Origin of the sequence: Candidatus Epulonipiscium viviparus (assembly GCF_030708075.1) — a bacterium.
Lineage (GTDB): Bacteria > Bacillota > Clostridia > Lachnospirales > Cellulosilyticaceae > Epulonipiscioides > Epulonipiscioides viviparus.
Window position 1 is genome coordinate 2,983,816 of sequence record NZ_CP117982.1, and the last position, 12,064, is coordinate 2,995,879.

General features: G+C 36.9%; 11 protein-coding genes. 10 read left to right on the forward strand and 1 reads right to left on the reverse strand.

The features are described 5' to 3' along the window. The first annotated feature begins 118 nt into the window (after window positions 1-118). From PCY70_RS12700 to PCY70_RS12735, 8 genes are all read left to right on the forward strand, one after another. The gene (locus PCY70_RS12700; protein ID WP_305767654.1) at window positions 119-1,615 is read left to right on the forward strand and encodes a carboxypeptidase M32; all 1,497 of its coding nucleotides are present in this window, start codon (window positions 119-121) and stop codon (window positions 1,613-1,615) included. A 211-nt stretch (window positions 1,616-1,826) separates the two neighbouring features. After that, on the forward strand, window positions 1,827-3,173 hold the full coding sequence (locus tag PCY70_RS12705; protein WP_305767656.1) for a sulfatase-like hydrolase/transferase: 1,347 nt from the start codon (window positions 1,827-1,829) through the stop codon (window positions 3,171-3,173). 147 nt (window positions 3,174-3,320) lie between these two features. After that, window positions 3,321-4,451 carry a BMP family lipoprotein gene (locus tag PCY70_RS12710; RefSeq protein ID WP_305767658.1) on the forward strand — a complete coding sequence of 377 codons (1,131 nt, stop codon included), beginning with the start codon at window positions 3,321-3,323 and terminating at the stop codon, window positions 4,449-4,451. A 64-nt stretch (window positions 4,452-4,515) separates the two neighbouring features. Beyond that, window positions 4,516-6,030, forward strand: a complete 1,515-nt coding sequence (locus tag PCY70_RS12715; RefSeq protein WP_305767660.1) for an ABC transporter ATP-binding protein — start codon at window positions 4,516-4,518, stop codon at window positions 6,028-6,030. Then, window positions 6,027-7,076, forward strand: a complete 1,050-nt coding sequence (locus PCY70_RS12720; protein WP_305767661.1) for an ABC transporter permease — start codon at window positions 6,027-6,029, stop codon at window positions 7,074-7,076. Before PCY70_RS12715 ends, PCY70_RS12720 begins: the two co-directional genes overlap by 4 nt. Beyond that, a complete protein-coding gene (locus tag PCY70_RS12725; RefSeq protein WP_305767663.1) occupies window positions 7,077-8,036 on the forward strand; it encodes an ABC transporter permease in 960 nt (319 codons plus the stop codon). Window positions 8,037-8,111: 75 nt separating this feature from the next. After that, window positions 8,112-8,666: a hypothetical protein gene (locus PCY70_RS12730; protein ID WP_305767665.1), complete on the forward strand. Its 555-nt coding sequence runs from the start codon at window positions 8,112-8,114 to the stop codon at window positions 8,664-8,666. Next, window positions 8,663-9,589, forward strand: coding sequence for an RluA family pseudouridine synthase (locus PCY70_RS12735; RefSeq protein WP_305767667.1), 927 nt, complete (start codon window positions 8,663-8,665; stop codon window positions 9,587-9,589). The genes PCY70_RS12730 and PCY70_RS12735 overlap by 4 nt, the downstream gene beginning before the upstream one ends. Here PCY70_RS12735 and PCY70_RS12740 read toward each other — a convergent pair. Beyond that, window positions 9,586-10,236, reverse strand: coding sequence for a hypothetical protein (locus tag PCY70_RS12740; RefSeq protein WP_305767669.1), 651 nt, complete (start codon window positions 10,234-10,236; stop codon window positions 9,586-9,588). The two genes, PCY70_RS12735 and PCY70_RS12740, sit on opposite strands and share 4 nt — an antisense overlap. 88 nt (window positions 10,237-10,324) lie before the next feature. Between PCY70_RS12740 and PCY70_RS12745 the strand changes: the two genes are divergently transcribed. Further along, complete coding sequence (locus tag PCY70_RS12745) at window positions 10,325-10,879, forward strand: Holliday junction resolvase RecU (RefSeq protein ID WP_305767671.1); 555 nt, start codon at window positions 10,325-10,327, stop codon at window positions 10,877-10,879. A 21-nt stretch (window positions 10,880-10,900) separates the two neighbouring features. Beyond that, the gene (locus tag PCY70_RS12750) at window positions 10,901-12,064 is read left to right on the forward strand and encodes a glycosyl hydrolase (protein ID WP_305767672.1); all 1,164 of its coding nucleotides are present in this window, start codon (window positions 10,901-10,903) and stop codon (window positions 12,062-12,064) included.

Here is a 12,064-nt window from a genome sequence, read left to right on the forward strand (position 1 = left end):
AATAATTTCAAGGGATAAAGCGTATAAAATGTGTATTTTTTGCTATCCCCTTGATTTTTGTCAAATGATCATGATATCATCGGTACCTAAAGATTAGCCTATGATAAGGAGTACAGCAATGGAACTTTTAACGGAATTTAAAGAACATTTAAAAGAAATTGAAAATTTGAACCATGCAAATGCCATACTGTATTGGGATATGCAAACTGTTATGCCGAAGAATGGTATAGAAGCACATATAGATTCAATGACGCAACTCTCAAATCAATCGTTTAAATTGTGGACATCGAAAGCAACGGATGAGTTTTTGACGAAGCTGGCAGAGCCAACCAATATGTCTCAGCTCGACGACATTTCGAAGGTGATGGTAAAAAAACTCAAAGAGGACTTCGATCGCGATAAAAATATTCCACCAGAATTGGTAAAGCGCAGAACAATCGTAACAAGCAAGTCGGAGAATGAGTGGAAAACCGCAAAGTATGCAAATGATTTTGAGACTATGATTCCGTATTTCGAAGAGATCATATCCATTGCAAAAGAGACAGCAAGCTATACAAATCCAGGCGAGGATCCATATGACGCATTGTTAGATCATTTTGAAAAAGGTATGGACAAGGAAAAAATAGCGAAAATATTTAGTCAGCTACGAGACGGAACCGTACCTCTAATAGAAGAAATCGCGAAGAGAGCCAAATTTGATGACACTAGATTTAATGGTGAATTTCAAAAGATAGACCAGCAAAAGTTTGCAAACTATCTGATGAACGTTATTGGATATGACCTAGATTCGGGAGTTTTGGGAGAAACAGAGCATCCGTTTTCGTCTGGAAATGCACCGTTTGATGTTAGAATTACCACACATTACCATAAGGAAGATATTCGACCATCAGCATTTAGCATTTTGCACGAAGGTGGACACGCAATATATGAGCAGCATATCAACAAGGACTTGGTAGGTACAACCTTAAATTCAGGGACTTCAATGGGAATTCACGAAAGTCAATCTAGATTTTATGAAAACATTATAGGAAGAAACAAAAACTTCTGGAATATTCATTATTCTAAATTGCAGGAGTGTTTTTCGCAATACCAAAATATTTCAGTGGACGATTTTTATAAAGGAATCAACAGCGTATTTCCGTCGCTAATACGAATAGAAGCAGATGAGTTAACCTACAATATGCACGTTATAATTCGCTTTGAGTTAGAAAAGGCACTATTTGATGGCACATTGGCAGTAAAAGATTTGCCGACGGCGTGGCGCGATAAAATGAAAGCATACTTGGGAGTGGAACCAGCCAATAATAAGGAAGGTGTGCTTCAAGATGTGCATTGGCCGGCAGGCTTATTTGGATACTTTCCATCGTATACGTTAGGCAATATTTATGGAGGTCAATTTTTGGAAAGACTAGAAAAAGAGCTGGGCAGCATAGACGATATACTCGTCAACAACGAAATCAGCAAAATCACTCAATGGCTTACCAAAAATATTCATCAATATGGCAAAACTAAAACGCCAGCAGAAATCATTAAAGATACCTGTGGAGCAACTGTGGACGCAGCACCGATCATAAAATATTACACAACGAAATATTCTCAATTATATAATCTTTAAGCAAAAAAGCTTCTCGCAGCAGAAATGCCGATCTGAGAAGCTATACATATAAGTATCATCGGTGGGGTGAATGAAGGTGCCATCGGAGTCTCCAGACATTCTTGGAGCGAATTGTACCCAGTCCATATGTGCAGCAGATGTATGAAAACTAGACATTGAAACGAATCCATGATAAAATTTTACAGTAATATAAAGAAAAGTGAGGTACACTATGAGTAATCCAAATGTTTTAATTATCATGACAGATCAGCAAACCAGAAAAAGTATTAGCGCATTGGGAGCTGTGAATCTCAAGACTCCAAACCTCGATCGCATTGCAACGGAAGGGGCTATCTTCGAAAACTTTTTTACGCCAACTGCCGTGTGTACACCATCTCGCGGCTCATTTGTAACAGGGCTATATCCAATTCAGCATGGTTGCACGCATAATAACAATTTTTTATATGATAACGCAAAAACGATTGCAGAAGTGTTTAAGGATTCTGATTATCAAACTGGCTATGCAGGAAAATGGCATCTAAACGGCGATGCGAAGCCAGGATTTATGACATCGAAAGAATCGCGAGGATTTGACAGTTGCAAATATATGTATAACAGAGGTCACTGGAAAAGTATTGTGGCGGTGGACGGCAAGTTGACAGTTGCGCAAACAGATGAACTGACGGGGGTTAATAAGGTGGGCGACGAAAATACGTATACTACCGATGTGCTCTCCAAGGCCGCCATAAATTTTATCGAATCTCGTGACAAAACCAGGCCCTTTTTATATATGGTAAGTATCCCCGATCCGCATACACCGGTAACAGTTCGCGAGCCATATGCATCGATGTATAATCCAGCAGATATCATTTTGCCAGAAAACTTTTATAAATCGAATGCGCCATGGGCACCAGAGGGCACCTATAAAACTGCGGATAACAATAGCGATGGAGAAGCTGCAAAAAAATGGATGGCGTTGTATTACGGAGAAGTTAGCTGTATAGACGACAATGTTGGGAAAATATTACAAAGTCTCGAAAATGAAGGTATTTTGGACGACACTATCATAGTGTTTACAACAGATCATGGCGAGTATATGGGAGAGCACGGATTGTGGAGAAAAGGACAGTTGTATCCTGAAGTAAATCATGTGCCGTTTTTTGTGAGGTACCCTAAAAAAATTACCGCCAATACGAGAATTACTGATTACGTTTCTGCGATAGATATGTTAAGAACTGTAGCGTCACTTGCAGAAGTGGAGAATACGAGTTGCGATGTTGGGCAAGATGCCACGGCGCTTCTACGAGGAGATAATTCAAATTGGGATGGAGTTCAGTATTTGACGGGCTATGCATTTCGGTTTACAGCCATTATTAAAGATGGAATATTTGCAGGATTTAGACACGACGGCAAAAATTTGCTTTTTGATATGGAAAAAGATCCGTTGAACAATAATAATTTATATGATGATCCTGCTTATGCTGTAACAAAAAAAAATCTCTACGAAGCAATTTTGAAACATGAAATAAAATTGAATAGTCCATGCGTTGCGTGGCTAAAGGATACACAAATTATATAAAATGTATTGAAACCTCTCATAGCGGAGGTTTTTTTTGTATTAGTTAATAAAGTATTGCCGAATTTTAAATTATTGACATATACAATTGGTTATAATATAATTTTAATATACTTGTTTCAATATAACACGGAAAGGGGTTTTTCTAAAATGAAGGTTAAATTATTTGCATTAATGTTGTTTGGGGCGATGCTTGGGGGGTGCGCAGCGGCAGAGACAGATTTAGCAACCGATTCAGCAACAGGATTGAAAATCGCAATTGTAACAAGTCCATCGGGTGTGGATGATGGAAATTACAACGAAAATAATTATGATGGGATCTTGGAATATATAGAAAACAATCCGGGAGCCACAGTTACTGCAATGCAAGAAACCACGGGGGATGTAACGGCGTGTATTCAAATGGTTAGCGACATTGTTGCAGATTACGATGTGATAGTAACGCCAGGATTTCAATTTGCAGGTGTATCCACTATTGCTGCAGAAAATCCAGACAAAAAGTTCATTTTGGTAGATACGACTCCGCAAGAAGTGGATGGGCAAACCGAGTTTGAGAATCTATATTCGATGGAATTTGCAGAGCAAGAATCAGGATTTTTTGTAGGAGTTGCCGCGGCGCTAGAGAGTGAAACAGACAAAGTGGCTGTTATTAACGGGATTGGGTATCCATCTAATGTTAATGCGCAGTATGGATTTGAGAGCGGCGTAAATTATTCAAATGAAGTATTTGGAACAGATGTAGAAGTGATCGAGTTGCCGTCATATGCGGGAACAGATGTAACAGGCAAAGTGGTTGGAGGAAACTATGTGGGCGACTTTGCGGATGAGGCCACTGGCAAGGTTATTGCTAATGATCTCATTGACGAGGGGGCGGATATTTTATTTGTGTTTGCAGGAGGCTCTGGCAATGGGGCATTTACCGCGGCAAAGGAAGCAGATGGCATAAAAGTGATAGGAGCAGATGTTGATCAATATAATGATGGGCAAAAGGGCAGCGAAAATATTGTGCTCACTTCTGCGCTCAAAGTTATGGATGCAAATGTAGATAGAATGTTACAAGCTGTAACAGATGGTACGTTTGAAGGTGGGCATCATCTGAGAAAGGCAGATAGCGATTCGACAGGATATGCGCATGAACCAGGACGCCATTTAATGAGCGATGATACGCTAGCAAAGCTAGAAGATGTTTATACCGCAGTTCAGGTCGGTGAAATTGTACCGGCATCGAACTTCAATGGTTTGACTCCGACAACATTTATAGGATTACCAAGTGCACAATAATATTTGAGACATATGAGGGTTGCCATTGATTTGGTGACTCTTTATTTATATGGAGGTGAATTGTTTGGAAGATTTTATAGTTGAGTTAAAACATGTTACGAAAAAGTTTCCGGGAATTATAGCAAATGATGATGTGAGTTTTGGAATTAGAAAGGGCGAGATCTTTGCAGTGTTGGGTGAAAACGGCGCAGGGAAATCTACGTTAATGAGTATGATTTTTGGAATGTATGAGCCGGATGCAGGAGAGATTTTTATTCGTGGAAAAAAGGCAGTGATAGAATCTCCTAACGATGCGTATAAACTGAATATTGGTATGGTGCATCAGCATTTCAAATTGGTTAGCGAATATACAATCACGGAAAATATCGTGTTGGGCAAAGAACCGATGAAGAAAAAATTTGGGATATTTCCTGTTGTAGACTTAAAAGAAGCGAATGCAAAAGTGGCCGCGTTATCAGAAAAATATGGGCTTCAGGTGAATCCGACAGATAAGATTAAAGATGTTGCGGTATCGATAATGCAAAGAGTAGAGATTTTGAAGATGTTGTATAAGGATGCAGAGATTTTGATTTTTGATGAGCCGACTGCAGTGCTAACTCCCCAAGAAATTGAATATTTACTGGAAATTATTGTTAATTTGCAAAAGAGTGGCAAAACCATAATTCTGATTACACATAAATTAGAAGAAATCAAAAAGATTGCGAATCGTTGTGCTATATTACGAAAAGGCAAGCTGGTTGATGTATATGAAGTTGCAGATTTGAGTACTCAGGATATGGCAAGATTTATGGTGGGTAAAAATATTTCGTTTGAATCATATAAACCAAATATTAAATTTGGGAAAATTATTTTAGATGTACAAAATCTTTGTGTGACAACTAATAAAGAAATTGTTAAAAATGTGTCGTTTCAAATACGTGAAGGCGAAATCTTCGCGCTAGCAGGGGTGTCGGGAAATGGTCAAACCGAAATTGCGGACGCTATTTGCGGAATAATTAAAAGTTCTGGGAAAGTGATAGTGAATGATATCGACATTTCGGCAGAATCGGTGCGCCAAAGAGCTGCGATAGGATATGTACCCGAAGATCGGCATAAATATGGGCTAGTTTTGGACTTTGATATTAGCGAAAATGTGGTGCTTCGAGACTATTATAAAGAACGATTTTGCCATAACGGAATATTGTACAAAAATGAGTTTACCGCATTTGCAAAAAGTCTGATAGCAAATTATGATATTCGCTGTGCAAACGGACCCAAGACTAATACGCGTTCGATGAGTGGAGGGAATCAGCAAAAGATCATCATCGCTCGCGAGACTGCTAGAAATGCAAAGTTGTTAATATTTGTGCAACCTACTCGGGGGCTGGATATTGGGGCAATTAAGAAGATTCAGGATAAGATTTTGAAGCTCAAAAATATGAGAACTGCTATTTTGTTAATTTCGCTAGAGTTAGACGAAATCATGCAGCTGAGCGATACGATTGGCGTGATTTACAACGGTGAAATTCAGGCTATTAAGAAAACCGCAGAAGTGAGTAAAGAAGAAATAGGAGAATTTATGATGGGGGTGCATCAATGAAAAAATTAATAATACCGCTTATATCACTGTTAATCAGTTTGTTAGCTGGCGTAGTCGTTATTCTTATAATAGGAAGAAACCCGATTACAGCGTATCAGAATTTGTTGCAGGGATCGGGGTTGTGGCCGAAACCTTCGTATGCAGGATTTAAGAGCATGTTTACGGACTTTATGGTGTTTCTGAATACGCTGACACCAATGATTTTTGCGGCATTGGCAGTGGTTGTAGCATTTAAGGCAGGTCTATTTAATATTGGAGTTGCATCTCAGATGCTGCTGGCAGGATTTATAGCAACGATTACAGTTGGATACAGCTCTCTAAATCCATTTATTGCGAAGCCACTTGTTGTCGTTATCGGAATGGTTGTGGGAGCTTTAGTTGCAGGATTGATCGGATATTTGAAATATAAATTTAATATTAACGAAGTAGTTTCGAGTATTATGTTTAATTACATTATCCAATATGTTGTAAGTTATTTCATAAATACTAAGTATATAGATGTTGTTTCGAGACAATCTAGAAACATAAATGCGGCGGCATCATTAACACTTAAAAATGTTGAGGCAGCGAATCTGAAAATGGACATTCCACTGGGATTTATTCTGGCCATTATTGCCGTATGTGTGATTGAGTTTATAGGAAATCGTACTAAAATAGGATATGAAGTGGATGTTGTAGGTAAGAGTAAGGAGGCCGCGACATACGCTGGAATTCGTGTGGGAGCTACTCTTATCAAGTCTATGTTATTGTCTGGGGCATTGGCAGGATTGGCAGGCGTAACGTATTACCTGGGGCTTAACTGGTCTATTCAACCACGCGTATTGCCGACTGTGGGATTTGACGCCATCGCAGTGGCATTATTTGGAAATTTGACAGCAGCAGGGAGTTTCGTGGCTTCATTTATCGTTACAATTATTACCAAAGGTAGTGCGTATATGAGCTCGATTTCAAAAGTTCCAGCGGAGATCGCATCGGTGATTACAGCATTGATTTTGTTATGTAGTGCAAGTGGCGCGTATATTAAATTTAAAAAGGGAGGCTTTTAGATGGAAACAATTATTATTGACGGGATGGCTTTTGCATTGCCTCTTTTGATTTCAGCAATTGGTGCGATCTATTGCGAAAGAAGTGGCATTGTCAACCTTGCGGTGGAAGGATTTATGGGAGTAGGCGCATTTTTTGGAGCATTAGCAGTGGTGTTTACAAGTAGCATTTTTCCTCAAGGGGGAATAGCGTCATTTGCAATAGCCGCGGTTGCCGCAATGGCAGGGGCAATGTTATTTTCATTGATACATGCGTTGTTGTGTATTAAATTTAAAGCGAACCAAACAATTAGTGGGGTTGTGATGAACTTGCTTGCCATGGCGCTTACAACATTTTTGACTAAGCAAATCAACGCTGTCGCATTTGGCAAACCATCATCAAAATTAGAGTTGGGGATTACAATGAAATTTGACATTCCATTTTTGTCGGAGTTGCCAATAGTGGGTGCGTTTTTTACAGAAATATATATATTTAATATTGTAATAATTGTGGTCGCGATCATTGCTTGGTATGTACTGTATCATAGAAAATTTGGAGCACATTTGCGAGCTTGTGGAGACAATCCTCATGCAGTGGCGGCCGCAGGAGTGGGAGTAGAAAAGACGAGAGTGTTAGCAATCATGGTATCTGGCGCATTGGCAGGACTAGCAGGGTTGGCATTTGCTTATTCTATATATGCGAGTTTTTCAGCAAGCTTTTATGTTGGATATGGGTATTTGGCCATCGCAGCAATGATATTTGGAAATTGGAAAATTATACCTACTTTATTTGCATGTTTAATATTTGGCTTTGCGCGATCATTTGGATATTCGTTGGGAGGAATGTTAGGGTTGCCAAGTACATTCTCAGATATAGCGATGACTATGCCATATATTTTTACATTATTGTTGTTAGTGTTCTTTTCAAAAAATAATCGGATGCCAAAAGCTTTGGGAGAAATTTATGATAAGTCTAAAAGATAAAGCTTTAATGGGTTATAAATATTGACTTATTGGTCAAACATGGTACAATAGGCAATAGAAAGAGAGGAAAACACATTGATTAAACAGGAAGTGAACTACTTACAACGACGAAAAAAATTCTTTTTAATTCGAACCCTAACATGGGCTACTGTGATTTTAGCAATTTTTATAATTGGGATTATTATCACAAAAAACAGAGCAAATTATTTTACTATATTGGCAGCAGTGTTGACATTAGGATTAGCCCAAAACCTAACGCGTTATTTGACATTTAGAAAGTATAAACTTCCTGATGCCGAATTTGCCAAGGACATAGATATTGTAAATGACGCGATTATTTATCACAGCGTTATTATCCCAACAGCAAAGGGAGATAAATATTTTCCGCATATAATATTGAAGGCAAACTTAATTTTCTTTGTAGTATATGATCCGCAGCCAACTAGAAATTTGGATGATGTTTTTTATAATAAGTTTATAGCTAAAGGTATTGATAGAGCGCATCTTCATTTTTGTTCTATTCAAAGTAGTGAAAGTTTGAGCAAGTTGTTGGATCAAATAAATAAGATAAAGCCGATAAAAGATAAGCAAGAAGCCAACTCTCATATATTAGAGGGAATGATACTATGATAGAAGTGTTGATTAATGAAACAGAATGTGATCAAAGGGTAGATAAATTTATACTAAAATATTTGGGTAACTACCCTATGAGCTATGTATACAAAGCATTTAGGACAAACAAGGTAAAATTAAATGGCAAAAAGCCGAAGGGGTCCGAAAAGCTTAAAACTGGAGATACACTTAAGATTTTTCTGCAAGCAGAAGTATCTTCGCCGACAAAGTTGGCAAAACATTTTAAGGTAATATATGAAGATGAGAATGTTTTAATAGCCGATAAACCGATTGGGATGTTGACTCAAAAAGCACGACGAGAGGACGTAAGCCTTGCAGAAGAAGTGCTATCATATTTGAATGAAAAGGGTGAATTAGAAGGGTTAAACGGGTTTAGGCCTGCACCTTCTAATAGGCTCGATAGAAATACTTCGGGATTGGTATTAGTTGGAAAAAACCAGGTCAGTTCTGTAGCTATTTCGCAAATGCTAAAAGATAAAAATATAGTTAAATCATATTTGGCAGTGGTAAAAGGAAATATAAAAAAGACTATTACTATCAGAGCTTTTCATAGAAAGTTAGCAAATAAAAATGAAGTACAAATTTTAGACTATAAAGCAGCTGGAACCAAAGAAATCGTGACAAAGTTGATACCTTTAGAACAAAGAGATGGAGTGACTTTGATAGAAGTTGAATTAATTACCGGAAAGACGCATCAGATTAGGGCTCAATTGAAAGAACTAGGACATCCTATTATAGGAGATTATAAGTATGGCAACAATGTGACAAACCATTATTTTAAACAAGCATACAATTTAACGTCCCAATTTTTGTGTGCTTATAAAGTTAAGTTTGATAGGTGCAATAATATTTTATCCTATTTAGAAGATAGAGTTTTCATAGCATATGTACCAACTGTATTTTCTAAAATATTGGACTAGGCAGACATTTTCTTGATCAAGATTTTGCTCTCCTTGATTAACTGTTTGTCTTTGAGTTCATAAGCACAGATTAGAGCCGAATCAAATAGTTTTAATTTTATGAAAATCTGGTAAGCTTCGATGTATTTTTTATCAAAGTATAGTACAACAGCAACTTCTTCGAGTGATTGTAAACCTTGCTGAACTTCGGCAGGGTTTTTGCATTTATTAAATTCAAAAAAGGCTAGGTCATATCGTTCGCTATTTAGATAGCAAATGCCGGCTTCGTAATGCATATCAGATTTTATATAGTATGTGGCTGCCTTGACAGGAGTTTTGAGAGAAAAGAATCGTGCGGCATTGGGATAGTCGCCAATTTGTTCATAAAGCGAACCTGCTAAGGCATAGAGTTTAAATTTTATGGCAGCGTCTATGGCGTTTTGAATGCGGCCTAACTTGGTGTAAGAGTAAACGATCCCTTCTCCATCGTTACCCTTCAAAAACGCATCTAACGCATAGTTATATTCTTGATATGCGAAAAAGATTTTTCCGGCTCGGGTATAAAACTCACAATCATAAAATAACTTGGCTTTTTGAAGGGCATCCAAAGAAAAATAGTCTATTTTTTGACCGATAACGTTTGATAATAATTTGGAATATTTTGTCATTAGTATCACCTCATTATATATATTTTTTAGGTAATTTTACTATATTTGCGGCAATATAGCAAGAAGAATTCAAGCAAGGAGGGGAAGCGTGGCATACTGGCGGAGCAGGGGCTTGAGAGGAAGCGAATTAGAAGCCCTAATAAATATTACAAACGATGTGTATAGAAAAAAGAATCTTGCAGTCATTCAAAAAATTCCAACGCCCATAACACCTATCAAAATAGATAAAACAAAAAAAGTAATCACACTGGCTTATTTTGATCAAAAAAGTACGGTTGATTATATCGGAGTGGCACAAGGAACTCCTATTTGTTTTGATGCAAAAGAAACGACAGCAGCATCGTTACCACTAGCAAATATTCATCAGCATCAGGTCGATTTTATGAACGAGTTTGCAAAGCAAAATGGAGTAGCTTTTTTGATTGTATATTTTAAGAGATACGAAAAATATTATCTTACTCCTATAGAGATTTTAGCAAAATATTTTGTAGATGCTATGAAAGGGGGGAGAAAATCTATTCCGTATAATGAATTTGCAAATGCGTACGAGATAGAAATAGCAAGTGATATGTATTTGCATTACCTGAAAGCGGTGCAAAAATATATTGATGACCTGAATATAAATGAAAACATTCGGCAATAATCTTGGCTGAGGTGAACAATTATGAAAAAATGTATCTTAGCTATTTTTTGTGCTGCATCAATGGCTGGTTGCATAGAAAATGAGATTCCGATTATAGCAGAAGTGGCAAAAATGGACGATGTATTTAAAGAAACAGAGGTTACATTGTTTGTAGAAAATAATGAAAAATTGGGTAAATATGAGCCCTATAGTGGAGTCTATCTTGGCGCATATATGGGCAACAAAGATATAAGCGACCAAGACTTTCTGAATAGTTTGGATACTGATTTGGCATTTAAAGTGTTTCAATACAAAGGGGCAAATTCGATAAGTCTTAATGAAATTTTACAATGTATAGCGGATAAGCAAACTCCATATTTTAAGTTTTTATTAACGGAGAAGACGAGTGAATATTATTATCTGATAGGAGATATGAAGAGGATGTTTAATATCCCGATATTTTTGGAGTTGTATCCCTTGACAGAAGATATTACAGATCCGCAAAAATATAAAAAATTGTATATAGAAACATATAATATTATCAAAAAAAATGCACCAAATACAGTGTTTGTCTATAGTGTAGATTATAACAATATAGAAGATTCACTCATTTTTTATCCTGGAGATGAATATGTTGATTGGATAGGGTTAAATGTATATATGCCAAAATATAAAAATGATCAAGCAGTTGATTATAGTAATCTAGAAACTAAAATTGATCTATGGTATCAGTTGTTTCAGGAGAAAAAGCCGTTGATGATTTCTGGTCTGGCAATATCGCATTATTCTAGTGTGGACTCTACGTATACTATTGCAAAGACAAAAGATGATTTGGAGTTCTTTTATGATGATATGATAGAAAAACATCCGCGTATCAAAGCAATTTTATACACAGACATAAATAATCGAGATTATGGGAAAGAAGATGATTTTAGAATTTCGATTAATGAGGATTTAATATCATTTACAAAAGAACTTTGGGGTGAAAATGTTTTTTTGCATCAACTTGTAAACGAGAATGAAAATTATTTGTCTAGCAAAGTGTCCTATACAGTACCAGTGCATATTTATAATGATATATATTATGTTCAAGATATTTATGTAAAGAATATTATAGATGAAGAGATATTAAATTCGATAGAAACTTTTAAAGATTTGCTTGGGAATATATACTATCCCTTGAAATATATCACAAACTCGTATTGA